The organism is Candidatus Kaistella beijingensis (assembly GCF_020084865.1).
GTDB classification, from domain to species: domain Bacteria; phylum Bacteroidota; class Bacteroidia; order Flavobacteriales; family Weeksellaceae; genus Kaistella; species Kaistella beijingensis.
In genome coordinates, this window is record NZ_CP071953.1 from 1,998,704 (window position 1) to 2,016,097 (window position 17,394).

Here is a 17,394-nt window from a genome sequence, read left to right on the forward strand (position 1 = left end):
TTGGGTGGCTTTTTTGTTGGGTTTTTTTTGAATGGTTTTCAGAAAATGGTAACTTTCATGAAAATTACTAAGATTACATCGATAGAAATGTCGGCTACTAAGAATTGAGAATAATTCTTGAGAAAATTGACTCAATCTTTTTCTATTTTTCTTGAGGTAAACGTTTATTTTTCATCAGTAGGAGCGGGATTCAGCCTGCTTAAAATAGATAAATAGGTAAGGATTTAGCCGAAATTTAGAATAATCCAAAATGTTATGTGGTCAAGCTACGAAAACTAAATGATAAGTTCAATACTGTTAAATTCGCTTTGCAGCAGTGCAGAACTTTTGTTATGGACCTCAGAAAAAGAAGCCTTATTCCATAAAAATGAAATATTTTTACACCAAACTATTTCGATCCGCGTAATTCAGCTTAAAGAAAATAAAGGTCATAATCGAGAAGGCTAAAAAAGAACTTCCGCCATAACTGAAATAGGGAAGTGGAATCCCAACCGTTGGGAAAAGTCCCATCACCATTCCTAAATTAATGGCAAAGTGAATCAATAGAATTGAGGCAAAACAATACCCAAAAACACGATTGAATATTGATTTTTGTCGTTCAGCCAAATAATAAATTCTTCCGATAAAAACAGCGTAAAAAATTACAAGAAGCGTTGCGCCAAAAAAGCCCCATTCTTCACCAACGGTACAAAAAATATAGTCGGTTTCCTGTTCTGGAACGAATTTTCCTTGCGTAACCGAACCTTCTTTATAACCTTTTCCGAAAAACCCACCCGAACCGATTGCTGTTTTCGAATACAACAGATTATAGCCCGAAGTATCGCGGAATGCTTTTTCACCTTTGTAAAGAACTTCAATTCGTTCACGTTGGTGTTTCGGCATCTTTTCTAAGATTTTAGGAGTTCCGTAAGCAAGTCCCGCAAGAAGGAGAAACGATCCCAAAAAGGAAGCTACAGACATCACATTCCAGTGGATTCTATAAAAATTAAGAAAAATAATGAGCAAGAAAACTACAGCAATTCCACCAATTACATATAAAGGGTTAATCGCTAAAGAAATTAGGAAAACCGCAGCGATAATTCCAATCACGCCGAAGAACCATCCGCTTAAACCTTCACGATAAAGTGCAATGAAAAAGGCTAGAAAAACCAATAACGAACCCACATCGGGAATGGCAAGAACTACAATTGCGGGAATTCCAATGACGGCTAAAACCGTATAAACGGATTTTTTATACTTCAAATTAAAATCCGGTCCCGAAACATAATTGGATAACATTAGAGCAACTCCAATTTTAGCAAATTCTACGGGCTGCATTGTAAATCCGCCGAATTTATACCAGTTCTTTTGTCCTAAAATTTCTGTCCCGAAAGGGAAAAGCCCGATTAAAAGCAAAACACCTAAAACGTAGATAATACTTGCGAAATTCTCAAAAAATTTGGTTCTCATCATGAAAATTATCCCACCTACAACCAACGAAATACAGAAGAAAATCAACTGTTTTTTTCCCAGACTTTCGTCAACACTGTAGATATTCGTCACCGCAAAAAGAGAAATTGCGAGATACAGGAAAATACTTAACTTATCTAAACCTTCTGCCCACTTCATTTTTTCGGAGTTATGTTTTTTAGTCTGAATCTTAATGAATCTCTTTTATAAATAAGTCGTGCTTTTAAGGTTTCGTTTTTCACGATTTTGATGCTGTCTTCCAACTGCATTATTTTTATAGAATCTTTATTGGGTTCTTTGTAGAGTCCCTTTCTTTTTAAATCAACCACCCATTGTCTTTTGTACTCAGGCATGAAGCTCGCATTGACCATTTTTTTGTACAGGTGTTCACGTTTCAAATCGCCTAATAAATATCTTTCGGCAATTACTGTCGCAGCCGGACCTGCCCAAGTTGCCCCGAATCCCGCATGCTCCATAACCGCGGCAACAACAATTTTAGGGTTCTCAGCCGGAGCAGCCAGAACGAAAATAGAGTTGTCTTTCCCTTGCGGAACTTGTGCAGTTCCCGTTTTTGCAATCATTGTAAAGTCGTTGGATTTTAAACCACGTGCTGTTCCCGCCAAAACCACTTTTTCCATTCCTTTGATGATGGGCTCGAAATATTTGGGTTGAACCAAAGTTTTGTGTTTTACCTTAAATCTTGGATCCGGGTTTGGTTTTCCGTCAATCGCTTTTACGATATGAGGAGTGTAATACCAACCTCGGTTCACGATTGCCGCTGTTGCATTTGCCATTTGTAAGGGAGTCAACAAAACATCGCCTTGTCCCATTCCGTTGAAAATAGAACCGTTCATGGTGTAATCGTTGCTCCAATCTTTTTTCCCGCCGCTTCGTTTTTCATAAAATGCACCACTTGGAATTCTACCTTTTGAACCCACCGCCAAATCGTTGTTTAAAAATTCTCCGACTCCAAAACTGCTCATAATTTTTTTCCATTCATCAACACCTTTGGATGGATTTCCAGGATATTTGTTCATGATCGCAATAAAGGCATACGAAAAATAACAGTTACTCGAAACTTGAATCGCAGGAATCAATGGATCAGCTCCGCCGTGACCTTTAACTCTTAAACCTTTATAATTAAATCCTCTTCCACAAGGAAAAATGGTGTTTTCATCCATCACACCCATTTGTTGTGCTGCAGCAGCAGTCAACAATTTGAAAGTCGATCCGGGTGGATAAGCCGCTTGAACAGAACGGTCAAAAGTTGGACGGTTATTGTATATCGTGTCCATTTGAAGACGATATAAATTTTTGGTTTTTTCTGGGCCTGTAAAAAGATTTGGATCAATATCGGGACCGGTTGCCATCACTAAAATTTCTCCATTTGAAGGGTCAAGTGCTACAATTGCTCCCTGTTTGTTGACCATCATTTCTTCCGCCATTCGCTGCAAATCGTAATCGATGGTCAAAGTGATATCTTTTCCTGTCACAACATCTTTATCCAAAGTGCCGTTTTTGTAGGGACCAATGCTTCTTAATTTAATATCTTTTTGAATGTATTGTACTCCTTTAATCCCACGAAGTTCTTTCTCATAAGATTTTTCAACACCGGTTTTTCCGATGAAATCGCCAGGTAAATAGTAAAGTGAATCTTTCTTAATGTCGCTATCGTTTACTTCATTCGTATAACCCAAAAGATTTCCGGAAGTTGAAACTTCATATTGTCGCTGTGGTCTCGAAACGATATTAAAAGCGGGATATTTAAAGATTATTTCCTGAATTCGGGCAATTTCCTCCCGACTTAAATTTTTCATGAAAGTCATCGGAGTCAGTTTCGAATAATATTTTTCTTTCTTAATGTCTTTAATTCTTTTAATGAAATCTGCTTTGTTGATTTTCATTAAATGACAAAAATCCAACGTATCAAAATCCGGCCGCATCAAAGCTTCTGTGAAGGAAATTTCATAAGAAGGCTGGTTTCCCACCATAATTTTCCCGTTTCGGTCGAAAATGACGCCGCGTTGCGGAATGATGTATTCGGTTTTAATGGAAGTATTTGCCGCGTTCAAGGCATATCGGTCAGTAAACAACTGTAAATAGGCGAGTCTTGCTATAAAAATTGCAGCAATAACGGCGAGAATAACGGTTATTTTTAAATATTGTGACTTCATTAAATTATGGTTTTTTCAACCAAATTAGAGAAATAAAAATCTTTACAATCTTAACTTTCTTAATGGCAAAAATTCCATTAAAGTTTGTGACTATTTCAAAGTATTGTTACTATAAATTTTAGATTCTTTGCTTAATCCTAAAAGCCAAAGCGTACATCAGGATAAATATAAAGGAAATCCCGCTCGTTGCCAAAACATTCAGAAATATTTCGAAAAAACGGCTGAATTTGAAAAACTCGATATACTGCACCAACAATTGATGGAAGAAAATACTCGATGCGATGAAGAGCAAAAACTGCGTCCACTGCAAACTCTGAAAAGAAAAGAAATCCGTGGAAGTATCGGTAGAAGTTCGGAAAATCAAGGTTCTAAAATAGGCTATAATTGTGGTTGCAAAAGCATTGATTCCCCAAGTGTAAAGAAACGCATCAATCGACAAACCGAGCATAAAACTCAACGCCAAAAACTGAAACCTATTTCTGAAAAACGGATAAAACATCACAAAAACGGGATAAAGAACCGGTGTATATTTCCCGAAAAGCGTAATTCTGTTCAGCACAAAAATTTGCAGTGCCACAAGAAAAACAATCATCAAGATGTCGGTAAAAAGTGTTCTGCTTATCATTTTTCTCTTTTAATTGTTGCCTGCAAAGTATCTTGAATTCTACTTACTTCTGCTTTTTTCAAGCTTTTTACTACGTAAACTTTGCTCAAATTCCCCATCTTTTCACTCAACTCTACGGCAATATCCCAAAAACCTGTTTTGCTGTCGACTTCATAGCCTGAAATTCTTCCAATCATCACTCCTCTTGGGAAAATGGCTGATTTTCCGTCGGTTACAACGGTGTCGCCAATTTGAAGCGGAACATATTTAGGAACATCCGATAAATGCATCGTTCGAGAATCGTCTCCTCGCCAAGTCAAAGTTCCAAAATATCCCGATTTTTTCAGCGCGGCATTGATTTTAATTTTATCCAAACTTAAAACCGATTGAACCAAAGCATAAGAATCGGTAGTATTAATAACGATTCCTGCAATTCCTTTCGGCGCCATGACGCCCATTTTCGGCATTACTCCGTCTCGTTTACCTCGATTGATGGTGAAATAATTGTCTTTTCTGTTTATGCTGTTGAAAATAATTTCGCCATCCACGAAAGTGTAGATTTGTCCGCCACCGATTGTGTCGTGAACCTTTCTAAATTGTGGGATTTCCGACGTTCCTTTTCCGTAAACTTGCTCCATTAAAACTTTGTTTTGGGCAACAAGCTGTTCGTTGATTTGCTTGAGTTTCAGGTAAGAAGCACCTTCATCAATATATCCCGAAACCCACGAATTGAATGCGGCAGTTTGTGCGGCAATCCACGACTGCTGCATCGAGTTTCTGCTGAAAATCAATACCAAAGCAATGAGCTGCAGGAATATAAAGAAGACGAACAAACCGTTCTTCGAAAATAATCTCAGCAAAAATCCCATCAGTGAATGTCGTAAAAGTTAACGGTTTATTTTATCAGGAAGTTGAATTTATCCATGTTTTTCAAAGCGATTCCGGTACCGCGAACTACGGCTCTCAAAGGATCTTCCGCTACGAAAACAGGTAGTCCTGTTTTCTTGTGAAGTCTGTCCGCAAGTCCACGAAGAAGCGCACCACCACCTGCAAGATAAATTCCTGTTTTGTAAATATCTGCAGCCAATTCCGGCGGAGTTAAGGATAAAGTTTCCATCACTGCATCCTCAATTCTGATGATGGATTTGTCCAAAGCACGCGCGATTTCCTTGTAGTTCACCATAATTTCTTTTGGTTTCCCTGTAATTAAATCACGTCCTTGAACCGGAATGTCCTCGATCTCAACATCCAATTCCTCGATAGCGGAACCAACTTCGATTTTTACCCTTTCAGCGGTTCTTTCACCGATGTATAAATTGTGGTGTGTTCTTAAATAATAAGCAATATCGTTGGTGAAAACGTCGCCCGCAATTTTTACGGATTTGTCGCAAACGATTCCTCCTAAAGCAACTACGGCGATTTCTGTTGTTCCACCACCGATGTCGATGATCATGTTACCTTCAGGTTTTTGCACGTCGATTCCCACACCGATTGCTGCAGCCATTGGTTCATAAATCAAACGAACTTCTTTAGCATTTACTTTTTGGGCAGAATCACGGACCGCACGTTTTTCAACTTCGGTAATTCCCGATGGAATACAGATAACGATTTTTAAAGTCGGCTGAAAAAGTTTTCCTTTAATTCCCGGAATTTGTTTGATGAATTCCTTGATCATGTGTTCAGATGCGTGGAAATCAGCGATTACGCCGTCTTTCAAAGGTCTGATTGTTTTAATGTCTTCGTGGGTTTTCCCCTGCATGTGTTTTGCTTTTTCACCTACTGCAATTGGTTTCCCTGTAGATCTTTCGATTGCCACGATCGACGGTTGGTCGATCACAATCTTGTTATTATGTATAATTAGTGTGTTCGCTGTTCCCAAGTCTATCGCAATATCCTGCGTGAACATATCAAATAACCCCATTTTTCTGCTAATTTTTTAAAGTGTACAAAGATATAAATTTAGAACCGTTCTAAAAATTTGATTTCAAATAAATTCCGTTAAATTTTTATTAAAGTTCACGGATCTTCTACTATAACTTTTTAATGGTGAGAATATTTGATTTCAATTGAAAATCAAATGACGAAATGGTTTTTTTAAAAAGCTGGAATCATCATAGAAAGCGAAACTGATTTTTTCTTTTCCAATAGATTTCACTGATAATCTTCATATTCCGCGCCTTTCTTTTATTCAATATAAAGTCTTAAATTTGCGGTTGCTTTATGAACACGGATAAAAATCTACACAAAACTTCTAATTTCGCTGTGTTAAGCATCAGTTTTGAAAAAGCCGATGCCGAAACAAGGGGGAAATTTGCTTTTTTTGATGAGAATATTAAAAATTTTGTCAACGAAATTCATGACGAGAATTTGGGTGACGCGTTCGTGGTTTCTACCTGCAACCGAACCGAAATTTACACGACAACTCCGAATTACCTTTTGATTGCGGAACTTTACTGCAAAACAATCGGCGTGAGTTTAACGGAATTCATGAAGTATGTGAATATTCTGAAACACGAGGAAGCGCTCAATCACCTTTTCCGTGTTGCTGCAGGTTTGGAAAGTCAGATTATTGGTGATTTCGAAATTATAGGACAGATTAAAAATGCTTATCACCGTTTCAAAAAAGAAAAACAAAACTCGAACCCATTTTTGGAAAGAGCCATTAATTCCGCCATTCAAATTTCAAAAAGAATCAAGAATGAGACGGGAATTTCCAACGGAGCAGCTTCGGTTTCTTACGCAGCGGTGCATTATATTTTAAAAAATCAAACTCAGATTTCCGACAAAAATATTTTGCTTTTGGGAGTGGGTGAAATTGGACAAAATACGGTTGAAAATTTGGTAAAACACGTTTACAAACCGAAAGTAAAAATTGCCAACAGAAGCTCCGACAAAGCGGAAAAAATTGCAGAAAAATATAAAATTCCACACATCGAATTTGCTGATTTTAATAACGAACTCAAAAAAACCGATATTCTGATTGTCGCAACAGGAGCGCAACATCCCATCATCAACAAAACCCATTTCCCAAATGGAAAGGAAACTTTGGTGATAGATTTGTCGATTCCAAACAATGTGGAAAAAAACATAACCGAAAATCAAAACGTAAGTTTGGTAGATGTGGACGAACTTTCACTGCACATCAGCGAAACGATGGTTCAAAGGCAGAAGGAAATTCCGAAAGCCGAAGAAATTATCAAGGAAATGACCAAGGATTTCTTGGAATGGGAAAAGAAAAGAAAACTCGCTCCAAACATCCATCATTTCAAGGCTGTTCTGAAAAATATGGAGCGCAACGAAATGCACAACATCCACAAAAAACACAAATATGTTGATGTGAATGACATGCAGCTTTCGGAGAAAATGATACAGAAAATCACCAACCGTTTCGCAAAATATATCATCGACAATCCGTGGAAAGCAGAAGAAATTAGCAAGTTAATGCACGAAATTTTCGTGGAACAACCCAATAAGGAATTCAATGAGAAGCATTAAAATCGGAACCCGAAATTCGCCGCTCGCACTATGGCAAGCCCGTGAAGTCGCAAAAAATTTACAGAACAGAAATTATAAAACGGAAATCACGCCCATTGTTTCAACGGGTGATAAAAATTTGACGCAGCCGCTTTATTCATTGGGAATTACTGGGATTTTCACCAAAGATTTAGACATTGCTTTATTGAATAACGAAGTTGATATTGCCGTTCATTCCTTAAAAGATATTCCAACCGAACTTCCTGAAAATGTGGAAATTATTGCGGTTTTAAAGCGTGATTTTCCCCAGGATATTTTGGTTCGAAGAAAAGGCGCAGAAAATCTTGAACTAAAAGATTTGAAAGTCGCGACGAGTTCCCTCCGAAGAAGAGCATTTTGGTTAAAAGAATTTCCCCAAGCTCAATTTTCCGACATTCGTGGAAATGTTCAAACCCGATTGAGAAAGTTGGAAGAAGAAGATTTCGACGCCACACTTTTTTCTTTGGCGGCTATTGAAAGAATAAGCTTAGTAGTTGATTATGAGTTCCTTCCGATGATGATTTCCGCTCCTGCACAAGGAGTTGTGGCGATTACGGCAAGAAAGGATGACGAGGAAATCCAGGAAATTTTTGAAGAAATCAATCACCTTCCGACCCAAATTTGCGTTGATATTGAAAGAAGTTTTCTGAACACTTTGGAAGGCGGCTGTACTGCGCCAATTGGGGCTTTTGCCGAAATGAACGATAAAAATGAAATCCGCTTTCAAGGAAGATTATGTTCGTTGGACGGAAAAAACTGTATCGAAACCGACGAAATTTTCCTTTGGGAAGAAGGCAAAAATTTTGGAAAGAATTTGGCTGAGAAACTTTTGGAAAACGGCGGAAGAGAATTGATGGCCGAAATAAAAACACACCTGTAAACCCGAGATTTATCAACAGTTACATTTTTCATACACTTCAATTCATGAAAATATTATTCACAAAAAAGCTTAATGAAAAACAGGTTTCCGAGAAATTGGGAAATGGTTTTTCATGTGATTTTGTGGAGGTTATCAAAATTAACCATAAAGAAGTTCGTCCGTTCGACTTGGAAAATTACTCGTTGATTTTTACTTCGGTAAATGGAGTGGACGCTTTTTTTGCTAATGGTTTTAAACCCGATGAAAATTTCATGGACAAACATTTTAACAAAATTTATTGCGTCGGGAAAAAGACAAAAGCGCGATTGAGAAAATACGGTTTCGGTGTTTTTAAACTGAAAAAAAATGCCAAAGAACTTTCCGAGTTTATCGTTGAAAATTGTGCAAAAGAAAGGTTCATCCATTTTTGTGGAAATTTGGCGTTGGATATTTTGCAGAAAAAATTGCCGCTTCAAAACGTCGAATATCGAAAAGTGGTGGTGTACGAAACCGAACTTCTCTATCCTAAAGTGGAGCACCAATACGACGCAGTTGCATTTTTTTCGCCAAGTGGAGTTAGAAGTTTTGTGCAACATAATTTGTTGAATTTCAGCAAGATATTTTCAATTGGTGAAACAACCACTTCGGAAATCGGCAAGTTTACCGATAAAGGAGTGTTCACCGGAAAAGATAATGATTTAGCAGCTTTACTCCAATTAATCAAAGTGGAAGGCAAATAAAAAATTAGAAATTTCTATAATGAATAGGAAATTTCAAAAACTTAAATAAGTAGAAATGATTAAGAACGACCTGTATTTAAAGGCATTGCGAGGAGAAACCGTGGAAAGACCACCGGTTTGGATGATGAGACAAGCGGGAAGATTTTTACCCGAATTTCGTGCAATGCGCGATGAATACGACTTTTTCACAAGATGTAGAACTCCGGAACTTGCTGCAGAAATCACGATGATGCCAATTCGAAGATATCCTTTGGATGCCGCGATTTTGTTTTCAGATATATTGGTGGTTCCACAAGCAATGGGAATCGATTTTAAAATGGTGGATTCCATCGGACCTTGGTTGGAAACGCCAATTCGTACCGCAGAACAAGTTCAGAATATTGAAGTTCCTAATGTTAATGATACTTTGGGATATGTTTTCGATGCGATTGAATTGACGCTTCAAAAACTCGACAACGAAATTCCTTTGATTGGTTTTGCCGGTTCGCCGTGGACAATCCTTTGCTATTGCGTGGAAGGAAAAGGCTCGAAAGCGTTCGATATCGCGAAATCTTTCTGTTTCCAAAATCCTGAAGCAGCACATTTATTATTGCAAAAAATTACCGATACCACGATTGCTTACTTGAAAAGAAAAGTGGAGAAAGGGGTTTCCGCAGTTCAGGTTTTCGATTCTTGGGGCGGAATGTTGTCACCGGAAGATTATCAGGAATTTTCATGGAAATACATCAACCAAATCGTGGAAGCACTGTCGCCATTAACTCACGTGATCGTTTTCGGAAAGGGTTGTTGGTTCGCTTTGGAAGAAATGACGTTGTCAAAAGTTTCCGCTTTAGGAGTTGATTGGACCATTCGCCCTGAATTTGCAAGAGTTTTAACGAATCACACCATGACTTTGCAAGGGAATTTTGATCCTGCAAGATTGCATTCATCGCCAGAAACCATCAAGAAAATGGTGAACGAAATGATCAACCGTTTCGGAAAAGACAAATATATCGCAAATCTTGGCCACGGAATTTTACCAAATATTCCATTGGAAAATGCGGAAGCGTTTATTCGTGCGGTGGTGGATTGGAAGCCGAATTAGGAGAATCTTGGCGCGAGCGAAGCGAGCGCCGAAAAGAGTTTTAAGAAATTTTTTGAACACGTCATTTTGGCGTGTTCAACTTTTTTATCGCTTTTCAATTTCATAATACAGCAATTCCTCGTCATCATCCGGAAGCCGAACCTTTTTCTGAAATTTCAAGCCCAATTTTTCAATCAGTTTTTGTGAAGAAATATTTTCTTTGGTCGTGATTGCTGAAACTTTCTTTAAACCAAATTCTTTAAATCCAATTTCTAATAATTTTGAAGCCGATTCAAAACCGTAACCTTTTCCTTCAAATTCGGGCAAAAAACTGAAGCCGATATCGTGAACATCCAAACCATCCCGTTCGAAAATTCCAACGCCGCCGATTTTCTTTCCGTCATCTTTTTTGGTAATCAAAAAGTTTCCGTAACCAAGTCTTTCCATTTGAGGAAGAAACCTGTTTTTGATATAGTTTTCCGCATCTTCAAGCGTTTTGATATTTCGGTCACCAATAAATTTGATAAAGTTCGGCGAATTGTACAACTCAAAAATAAGTGGTGAATCCTCGACTGACATTGGAGTTAAAACAAGCCTTTCCGTTTCAATTTTTTTATTCTCCATTAAATTCCTTTTTTTACTGCAAGTATCATTTCAATCATTTTCACTTTCCTGTTTTCGCGAGTTTCGGGCTTTTTCGCTTCCACAATCCAACGGATGTATTCTTTTTTGTGGGTGTAACTCATTGCTTCAAACAATTCCTTTGCTTTTAGATTTTCATTAAAAACAATTTGCACATCTTCGGGAATTTCGACAATTCTTTTCTCCTTATCTTCCCAAAGTTTTACGGAAACGGTGTCGCCAAAAGATTTTCCAAGATTATTTCGCACTTCTTGCGTTAATCCAAGAATGTGGCAATCGGAGTTCATCTTTGCCAAACTTCCACGATATTTTACTTTTCCATCAAAAATCGCTTTGATTTTTACCTGACCTTTTTTCCCAAAAAGTTCTTCCACTGAAAAAGGAAACTCTACAAACGCAGCGTTAATTGTTCCCGACTGTTGAATGATGGCTTGAAATGAAATATAATCTTGAGTCATTTTAATAAAAATTCAATTTCAAATTTAGGAATAACGGCACAAAAATGGGAGTTAAGTGGGAAAATTATTTTTATGCAAAAGATAATCGCAGTATTACTGTTTTCTGCAGGAATTTTATTCGTTCAAAATTGTTCAACTAAAACTTTAGTTTCAGGTGAAATTAACCGACAATGGATGTTGATTGAATTCCAAGATTTCCCAAGAGATTTGATGGTGAAAAATCGTGCAAACATGGATATGTCGCCCACGAAAACAAATCCGAATCAATACGGAGCAACAATGGGTTGCAACAAAATGTTTCTAACCGCTACGTTTTATTCGAACGGAACCGTGAAATTTTCCGATATTGGAAGTACAATGATGTATTGCGAAGGAAACATGGATTTGGAAACCGCTTTTGCAAAGTCGCTTCCAACAATGGCAAAGTATGAAATCGACGGTCATCACCTCACGCTTACCAACGATAAAGGCGAAAAAATGAAATTTGTTGCGGCAGATTGGGATTAGACAATTAGCAAAGGGTAATGAGAAATGGCAGAAGAAAAGTTTAAGAAATTTTATTTGATTTTAGTATTGCAGATTCTAGATAAATTATTTAGTTTGGGTAAGTTAAACTTATTACCCCATTACTCAGTACTAATCACTTATGAACATAAACCCTGAAATAATTGGATTTGTAGCGGGAGGATTATCTTCCGCACTTTTTATTCCGCAAATTATTAAAATTCTGAAGGAGAAATCAGCGGAAGAAATTTCGTTGCTTACCTGCATTATCGGAATTTTGAGTAGTGGGTTGTGGCTGTGGTACGGAATTGTTCAAGACCATATTTCCATGATTGTGACCAATATTATCGCAGCTTTGGCAACGATTGTTCTACTTGTCTTAAAATTTATTTACAATAAGTAATTGTGAACAAAAAGGTTTGGAAAAAGATTAAATTTGTCAGGTGAAATTTTATAAAATATGAACTTCAACCCTGAAATTATTGGCTTAATAGGAGGATTTCTTTCCTGTATCACCTTCGTTCCACAAATATTTAAGACTTGGAAATCAAAATCGGTAAAAGATATTTCGGTTTCTACATTTCTCATCGTTTTGGCAAGTACCATTATTTGGATTGTTTACGGCGTTTTTAAAGACAGTATTTCTGTAATTTTAACGAATATCGTTGTGTTTTTTACCGCTGTGATTATGCTTTGGATGAAGTGGAAGTTTACAGAGAAATTACACAGATAACACGGATTTTCACAGATACTAATATGTTTACTAGCTATAATTTAGATTAATCATTACCGAAATCTGTGGAAATATGTGGAATCCGTGAGATATAAAGCCTTAAATTTGTAAAAGCCGAAAGCTGAAATTTTATGCTAGAAAAAAAAGACCATCAATATGAAAAAGCCGTTCTTGTAGGCTTAATTACGCAAAATCAAGACGAAGAAAAACTCACAGAATATCTCGATGAACTCGAGTTTTTGGCATTTACAGCAGGTGCAACTGTGGAAAAACGCTTCACCCAAAAAATGTCGCAACCCGATTCCAAAACTTTTGTAGGAAGCGGAAAAGCCGAAGAAATCCGAAATTACGTAAAAGAACACGAAATTGGAACTATAATTTTTGATGATGAACTTTCACCGTCGCAGCTGAAAAATTTGGAGCGGGAAATGGAAGTCAAAATTTTGGACAGAACCAATTTGATTTTAGACATTTTCGCACAAAGAGCCCAAACTTCCTATGCAAGAACACAAGTTGAACTCGCTCAATACGAATATTTATTGCCTCGATTGACGAGAATGTGGACACACTTGGAAAGACAACGAGGCGGAATTGGAATGCGTGGACCCGGAGAAACAGAAATTGAAACCGACCGAAGAATTATCCGCGACCGAATTTCATTATTGAAAGAAAAACTAAAAACCATCGACAAGCAGATGTCCACACAAAGACAAAACCGCGGAAAAATGGTGCGTGTCGCTTTGGTTGGTTACACCAACGTTGGGAAATCTACCTTGATGAACGCACTTTCAAAATCGGAAGTTTTTGCAGAAAATAAATTGTTTGCAACCTTAGATACTACAGTTCGCAAAGTTGTAATTGGTAATTTACCGTTTTTGTTGACGGACACCGTTGGTTTTATCCGAAAATTGCCCACACAGTTAGTAGAAAGTTTTAAATCCACTTTGGATGAAGTTCGTGAATCGGATTTGCTGATTCACGTCGTGGATATTTCCCACGAAAGTTTTGAAGATCACATCAATTCCGTCAATCAAATCTTAATGGAAATCGGAGCACATCAAAAACCGATGATTATGGTTTTCAACAAGATAGATGCTTTCGCTTACGAGAAAAAGGATGAAGACGATTTGACGCCGGCCAACAAAAAAAATATTTCACTTGCAGAATGGGAAAAAACGTGGATGTCGAAATCGAAATATCCAACAGTTTTCATTTCGGCTTTAACGAAACAAAATTTCCCTGAAATGAAGAAAATGATTTACGATGAGGTGTTGAAAATCCATATTTCAAGATTTCCGTATAATGATTTTCTGTTTGAGTATTTTGAGGAGGAAGACGCTTAAACCCAGAGACCCGGAGTTTTACCATCGCAAAAGACTCTATTTTATCAATTTATACAACAACTTTACAGTATTCTGTTTAAAATTAAAAATCAAATCATCACCCAAATCAAATCCGCTCTCGATTTTCTTTCCATCAAAGAAAAAGCAGAATTTTTCCCCCGATTCTTCAAGGCAGGAAAAGGTGAATACGCAGAAGGCGACCAATTCATCGGCGTTACTGTTCCCGACCAAAGAAAAGTGGCAAAAGAGTTTTGGAACAAAATTTCTTTGGAAGAATTGGGAGAACTGCTTTCCTCAAAAATTCACGAACATCGTCATACTGCGCTTTTGATGTTGGTGGCAAAATTTGAAAAATCAAAAGACCCGAAAGAGAAAGACGAAATCGTAAAATTCTATCTCAAAAACAAAAAACAAATTAACAATTGGGATTTGGTAGATAATTCCTGCTACAAAATTTTAGGAAGATATTGCTTTGAAAATCAGGGTGATAAAATTTTGAGAAAACTTTCGGAAGAAAATAATTTGTGGAGCAAAAGAATGGCAATTGTTTCTACAATATGGCACTCAAGAAAAGGAAACAGTTTTGAGTTACTAAAAGAATTGGCGTTGAAAAACCTTCATCACGAACACGATTTAATGCACAAAGCAAACGGTTGGCTTCTCCGAGAAATGGGAGAAAAGAACCAAACCGAACTCCTTGATTTCCTAAAACTTCATTACAAAACAATGCCAAGAACTTCACTTCGTTATGCCATTGAAAAACTGGATGAAGATTTGAGACAGGACTTTTTGAAAGGGAGAGTTTAAGGTTTGTTTAAATCTTTTCAATTGATAAAGCCTTGCCGATTTTGCTGATTTGGCAGATCTCTCACCGCATTTTATCTGCGTGATTTGCTAAATCTGCGAGAACATTAAAACATTTAAAATAAATCTAAATGAGTTCTAAATGATAGACCACCTTTTTTACCTTCGAGAATTCATCCACTATTTTCTGCATTTGGTTTTTCCGATTGTCATTGCGAAAGTTTTCTTCAAAAATAATTGGAAACATGCCTATTTTTTGATGTTGGCAACGATGGTGGTAGATTTGGACCACGTTTTTGCCAATCCAGTTTTTGACCCGAATAGAAGCAGCGTTGGTTTTCATCCGTTGCATTCTTATCCGATGATTGCAGTTTATTTTTTAGGCACAATTTTTCTTAAGGGAAACTACAAAATCATTTCGGTTGGACTTCTTTTCCACATGTTTACCGACTTTCAGGATTATTATTTGTGGAAGGCAATGTTAAATAGTTATTAATTTTTTGAATAACTATTTGATTTTTGATAGATTTTTTATATTTTGTCGCAAATCTTAAGTTATGAAATTGAAAAAATTACTTCATTGGTCGATTATTTTTCCCGTCATTTCTTCCGCTTTTTATCTTTTAGGCGGATTAAATGACACCATTTTTTCCAATATTGTGGGTGCAATTTTATTATTTGCCACGGTTTTGGCGGCAGTTCATCACGCAGAAGTGGTTGCCCATAAAGTGGGCGAACCCTACGGAACAATAATTCTCGCCATTTGCATCACCATTCTTGAGGTAGGTTTAATTATTTCGTTCATGCTTTCCGGTGGAGAAGGCGCGATGACTTACGCCAGAGATACCGTTTTTGCAGCGGTCATGATTATACTGAACGGAATTCTTGGCATCTGTATTTTGGTTGGGAGCAGAAAATATAAGGAACAATTCTTCATCACCAATTCCGCGACGACTTATTTGGTTAGCTTGATTGCGATTTTGGTTCTCACTTTAATTCTACCAAATTATACTTCAAGTATTCGCGGGCCGTTTTATACCGAAAGTCAGTTGGTATTTATTTCTTCGGCATGTCTTGTGATTTACGGCAGTTTCTTAATGTTTCAAACTGTTCGACATCGTAATTATTTTGTTGTAGAAGAGCCAGATAACACTACGCATGAAGCAGCACCTCCAACAATTCTCGAGACGGTTATTAGTTTGGTTTTGCTAATAATTTGTCTTGCAGTTGTAATTTTTATGGCAAAAGGACTTTCACCGGTTATCGAAAATTTTGTTGAAAATGTGGGCGCTCCCAGAGCTTTGGTTGGAGTAATTATCGCTTTCGTCGTTTTACTTCCCGAAGGTTTGGCTGCAATTCGTGCGGCGAGCAACAATCAAATTCAAACCTCCATCAATCTTGGTTTGGGTTCCGCTTTGGCGAGCCTTGGATTAACGATTCCGGCAATTTCTGTGGTTTGTATTCTTTACGACATTCCTTTTGTATTGGGACTCGACATGAAATCGATTATTCTTTTGGTACTTTCCATTTTCACGGTGATGCTTTCGTTAAGCCGGGGAAAAACCAATCACCTTTACGGAACTGTTTTGCTCGTGAATTTGGCGGCGTATATTTTTACGGTGATTGTGCCTTAATTCTTATTCAACCTCGTTGCCGTTTCCATTTTGAAGCCCATCAAATTGGCAATATTATTGGCTTTATAAATCGCGGTTTCCGCCATTTCTCCGGAGAAGTTTTCTTCAATCGTGGCAGTCCATAATTTTACCCAATGTTCGAAATGCCTTTTTTCCATCGGTATTTTTTCATTGATCGGGAAATGTACGGCCATCGGATTTCCTTTATACGTCATTTGTCCGAAAAGTATGGTTTCCCAAAACGAGTACATTTTCGGCAAATGTTTGCTCCAATCCACTTTTGCAACGTCATTGAAAAAGAAACCTATCGTGTCGTCATGCTGTACTTTCTCATAAAATTTATTCACTAAAAGTTCTATATCATCTCTTGTTTCCAATTTTTTCATGCATCAAAATTACTTTTTATTTATGGCTAAACTTATGACTTCAGTCAATATAGTTTAATTTTGCAAAATTATGGCAAGAAAAATAAGAACAATCCGCCAACAATCGCGCGATGAAAGCGGCTTTGGGAGCAATTCCGGGGTTCCAAAAAGCAATTTTTATCGTCTTAATGTGGAGTTGCACAAAATTATTTTATTGTAATTAAATTGGACGATTGTTCATAAAATAGATGAAGATTCTCCATTTTTCGGTTTTAGAGAAAGAAGATTTTCACGATGCTGAAACCGATATTCAAATCATGGTTCAGATTCGAGCTTTCGATGAGGTTTTGCAAACACCGTGGTTCAGAAAACTTCCTATATTAATTCTGAAATAATTTACGGCGCGAAATTCATCAAAAGGTATGAATCAAGCGAAGACCACAAAACCACTATTCTAGATTTGAGCAAAATTGATGCGTATGAAAAAGTAAATATTTGAGTTTGATTTT

20 protein-coding genes are annotated in these 17,394 nt (G+C 37.2%); 12 read left to right on the plus strand and 8 right to left on the minus strand.

Going from position 1 to position 17,394, the window contains the following annotated elements; translation table 11 throughout:
* Positions 1 to 378: 378 nt before the first annotated feature.
* From rodA to J4771_RS09315, 5 genes are all read right to left on the minus strand, one after another.
* Positions 379 to 1,608, minus strand: a complete 1,230-nt coding sequence (rodA, locus tag J4771_RS09295) for a rod shape-determining protein RodA (RefSeq protein WP_224134735.1) — start codon at positions 1,606 to 1,608, stop codon at positions 379 to 381.
* Positions 1,605 to 3,623, minus strand: a complete 2,019-nt coding sequence (locus tag J4771_RS09300) for a penicillin-binding transpeptidase domain-containing protein (RefSeq protein ID WP_224134736.1) — start codon at positions 3,621 to 3,623, stop codon at positions 1,605 to 1,607. The genes rodA and J4771_RS09300 overlap by 4 nt, the downstream gene beginning before the upstream one ends.
* A gap of 118 nt (positions 3,624 to 3,741) precedes the next feature.
* Positions 3,742 to 4,248 carry a rod shape-determining protein MreD gene (locus tag J4771_RS09305; RefSeq protein WP_224134737.1) on the minus strand — a complete coding sequence of 169 codons (507 nt, stop codon included), beginning with the start codon at positions 4,246 to 4,248 and terminating at the stop codon, positions 3,742 to 3,744.
* Positions 4,245 to 5,096 (minus strand): rod shape-determining protein MreC, encoded by an 852-nt coding sequence (mreC, locus tag J4771_RS09310; protein ID WP_224134738.1) that lies wholly within the window; start codon positions 5,094 to 5,096, stop codon positions 4,245 to 4,247. Before mreC ends, J4771_RS09305 begins: the two co-directional genes overlap by 4 nt.
* A 26-nt stretch (positions 5,097 to 5,122) precedes the next feature.
* On the minus strand, positions 5,123 to 6,148 hold the full coding sequence (locus J4771_RS09315; protein WP_224134740.1) for a rod shape-determining protein: 1,026 nt from the start codon (positions 6,146 to 6,148) through the stop codon (positions 5,123 to 5,125).
* A 299-nt stretch (positions 6,149 to 6,447) separates the two neighbouring features.
* Here J4771_RS09315 and hemA point away from each other — a divergent pair, with 299 nt between their 5' ends.
* Genes hemA through hemE form a run of 4 tightly spaced genes read left to right on the plus strand, consistent with a single transcriptional unit; the run spans position 6,448 to position 10,423 of the window.
* A complete protein-coding gene (gene hemA, locus J4771_RS09320; RefSeq protein ID WP_224134742.1) occupies positions 6,448 to 7,722 on the plus strand; it encodes a glutamyl-tRNA reductase in 1,275 nt (424 codons plus the stop codon).
* A complete protein-coding gene (gene hemC, locus J4771_RS09325; RefSeq protein ID WP_224134743.1) occupies positions 7,709 to 8,620 on the plus strand; it encodes a hydroxymethylbilane synthase in 912 nt (303 codons plus the stop codon). Before hemA ends, hemC begins: the two co-directional genes overlap by 14 nt.
* A 44-nt stretch (positions 8,621 to 8,664) precedes the next feature.
* Positions 8,665 to 9,339, plus strand: coding sequence for a uroporphyrinogen-III synthase (locus J4771_RS09330; RefSeq protein WP_224134745.1), 675 nt, complete (start codon positions 8,665 to 8,667; stop codon positions 9,337 to 9,339).
* A 55-nt stretch (positions 9,340 to 9,394) separates the two neighbouring features.
* Positions 9,395 to 10,423, plus strand: a complete 1,029-nt coding sequence (hemE, locus tag J4771_RS09335) for a uroporphyrinogen decarboxylase (protein WP_224134747.1) — start codon at positions 9,395 to 9,397, stop codon at positions 10,421 to 10,423.
* 84 nt (positions 10,424 to 10,507) lie between these two features.
* Here the strand turns inward: hemE and J4771_RS09340 are convergent, their stop codons facing one another.
* Positions 10,508 to 11,026, minus strand: a complete 519-nt coding sequence (locus J4771_RS09340) for a GNAT family N-acetyltransferase (protein WP_224134749.1) — start codon at positions 11,024 to 11,026, stop codon at positions 10,508 to 10,510.
* Positions 11,026 to 11,502 carry a YdeI/OmpD-associated family protein gene (locus tag J4771_RS09345; RefSeq protein ID WP_224134751.1) on the minus strand — a complete coding sequence of 159 codons (477 nt, stop codon included), beginning with the start codon at positions 11,500 to 11,502 and terminating at the stop codon, positions 11,026 to 11,028. Before J4771_RS09345 ends, J4771_RS09340 begins: the two co-directional genes overlap by 1 nt.
* 72 nt (positions 11,503 to 11,574) lie before the next feature.
* On the opposite strand from J4771_RS09345, the gene J4771_RS09350 reads away from it, so the two are divergent.
* The 7 genes from J4771_RS09350 (at position 11,575) to J4771_RS09380 (ending at position 16,520) form a co-directional block, all read left to right on the plus strand.
* On the plus strand, positions 11,575 to 12,009 hold the full coding sequence (locus J4771_RS09350; RefSeq protein WP_224134753.1) for an META domain-containing protein: 435 nt from the start codon (positions 11,575 to 11,577) through the stop codon (positions 12,007 to 12,009).
* 139 nt (positions 12,010 to 12,148) lie between these two features.
* Positions 12,149 to 12,409: a SemiSWEET family sugar transporter gene (locus J4771_RS09355; protein ID WP_224134755.1), complete on the plus strand. Its 261-nt coding sequence runs from the start codon at positions 12,149 to 12,151 to the stop codon at positions 12,407 to 12,409.
* Positions 12,410 to 12,466: 57 nt separating this feature from the next.
* Complete coding sequence (locus J4771_RS09360; protein WP_224134756.1) at positions 12,467 to 12,739, plus strand: SemiSWEET family sugar transporter; 273 nt, start codon at positions 12,467 to 12,469, stop codon at positions 12,737 to 12,739.
* A gap of 131 nt (positions 12,740 to 12,870) precedes the next feature.
* On the plus strand, positions 12,871 to 14,082 hold the full coding sequence (hflX, locus tag J4771_RS09365) for a GTPase HflX (RefSeq protein WP_224134758.1): 1,212 nt from the start codon (positions 12,871 to 12,873) through the stop codon (positions 14,080 to 14,082).
* 81 nt (positions 14,083 to 14,163) lie between these two features.
* A complete protein-coding gene (locus tag J4771_RS09370) occupies positions 14,164 to 14,889 on the plus strand; it encodes a DNA alkylation repair protein (protein ID WP_224137807.1) in 726 nt (241 codons plus the stop codon).
* 139 nt (positions 14,890 to 15,028) lie between these two features.
* Positions 15,029 to 15,382 carry a DUF6122 family protein gene (locus tag J4771_RS09375; RefSeq protein WP_224134760.1) on the plus strand — a complete coding sequence of 118 codons (354 nt, stop codon included), beginning with the start codon at positions 15,029 to 15,031 and terminating at the stop codon, positions 15,380 to 15,382.
* Positions 15,383 to 15,443: 61 nt separating this feature from the next.
* The gene (locus J4771_RS09380) at positions 15,444 to 16,520 is read left to right on the plus strand and encodes a calcium:proton antiporter (protein WP_224134761.1); all 1,077 of its coding nucleotides are present in this window, start codon (positions 15,444 to 15,446) and stop codon (positions 16,518 to 16,520) included.
* On the opposite strand, the gene J4771_RS09385 is transcribed toward J4771_RS09380, so the two are convergent.
* Complete coding sequence (locus J4771_RS09385; protein ID WP_224134762.1) at positions 16,517 to 16,906, minus strand: group III truncated hemoglobin; 390 nt, start codon at positions 16,904 to 16,906, stop codon at positions 16,517 to 16,519. The genes J4771_RS09380 and J4771_RS09385 overlap by 4 nt on opposite strands.
* Positions 16,907 to 17,133: 227 nt before the next feature.
* On the opposite strand from J4771_RS09385, the gene J4771_RS09390 reads away from it, so the two are divergent.
* Positions 17,134 to 17,280, plus strand: coding sequence for a hypothetical protein (locus J4771_RS09390; protein ID WP_224134763.1), 147 nt, complete (start codon positions 17,134 to 17,136; stop codon positions 17,278 to 17,280).
* The last annotated feature ends 114 nt before the right edge of the window (positions 17,281 to 17,394 follow it).

Bases quoted from the DNA above. Each gene is read 5' to 3' on its own strand.
- rodA (WP_224134735.1), bottom strand. From the start codon at position 1,608: ATGAAGTGGGCAGAAGGTTTAGATAAGTTAAGTATTTTCCTGTATCTC.
- J4771_RS09300 (WP_224134736.1), bottom strand. From the start codon at position 3,623: ATGAAGTCACAATATTTAAAAATAACCGTTATTCTCGCCGTTATTGCT.
- J4771_RS09305 (WP_224134737.1), bottom strand. From the start codon at position 4,248: ATGATAAGCAGAACACTTTTTACCGACATCTTGATGATTGTTTTTCTT.
- mreC (WP_224134738.1), bottom strand. From the start codon at position 5,096: ATGGGATTTTTGCTGAGATTATTTTCGAAGAACGGTTTGTTCGTCTTC.
- J4771_RS09315 (WP_224134740.1), bottom strand. From the start codon at position 6,148: ATGGGGTTATTTGATATGTTCACGCAGGATATTGCGATAGACTTGGGA.
- hemA (WP_224134742.1), top strand. From the start codon at position 6,448: ATGAACACGGATAAAAATCTACACAAAACTTCTAATTTCGCTGTGTTA.
- hemC (WP_224134743.1), top strand. From the start codon at position 7,709: ATGAGAAGCATTAAAATCGGAACCCGAAATTCGCCGCTCGCACTATGG.
- J4771_RS09330 (WP_224134745.1), top strand. From the start codon at position 8,665: ATGAAAATATTATTCACAAAAAAGCTTAATGAAAAACAGGTTTCCGAG.
- hemE (WP_224134747.1), top strand. From the start codon at position 9,395: ATGATTAAGAACGACCTGTATTTAAAGGCATTGCGAGGAGAAACCGTG.
- J4771_RS09340 (WP_224134749.1), bottom strand. From the start codon at position 11,026: ATGGAGAATAAAAAAATTGAAACGGAAAGGCTTGTTTTAACTCCAATG.
- J4771_RS09345 (WP_224134751.1), bottom strand. From the start codon at position 11,502: ATGACTCAAGATTATATTTCATTTCAAGCCATCATTCAACAGTCGGGA.
- J4771_RS09350 (WP_224134753.1), top strand. From the start codon at position 11,575: ATGCAAAAGATAATCGCAGTATTACTGTTTTCTGCAGGAATTTTATTC.
- J4771_RS09355 (WP_224134755.1), top strand. From the start codon at position 12,149: ATGAACATAAACCCTGAAATAATTGGATTTGTAGCGGGAGGATTATCT.
- J4771_RS09360 (WP_224134756.1), top strand. From the start codon at position 12,467: ATGAACTTCAACCCTGAAATTATTGGCTTAATAGGAGGATTTCTTTCC.
- hflX (WP_224134758.1), top strand. From the start codon at position 12,871: ATGCTAGAAAAAAAAGACCATCAATATGAAAAAGCCGTTCTTGTAGGC.
- J4771_RS09375 (WP_224134760.1), top strand. From the start codon at position 15,029: ATGATAGACCACCTTTTTTACCTTCGAGAATTCATCCACTATTTTCTG.
- J4771_RS09380 (WP_224134761.1), top strand. From the start codon at position 15,444: ATGAAATTGAAAAAATTACTTCATTGGTCGATTATTTTTCCCGTCATT.
- J4771_RS09385 (WP_224134762.1), bottom strand. From the start codon at position 16,906: ATGAAAAAATTGGAAACAAGAGATGATATAGAACTTTTAGTGAATAAA.
- J4771_RS09390 (WP_224134763.1), top strand. From the start codon at position 17,134: ATGAAGATTCTCCATTTTTCGGTTTTAGAGAAAGAAGATTTTCACGAT.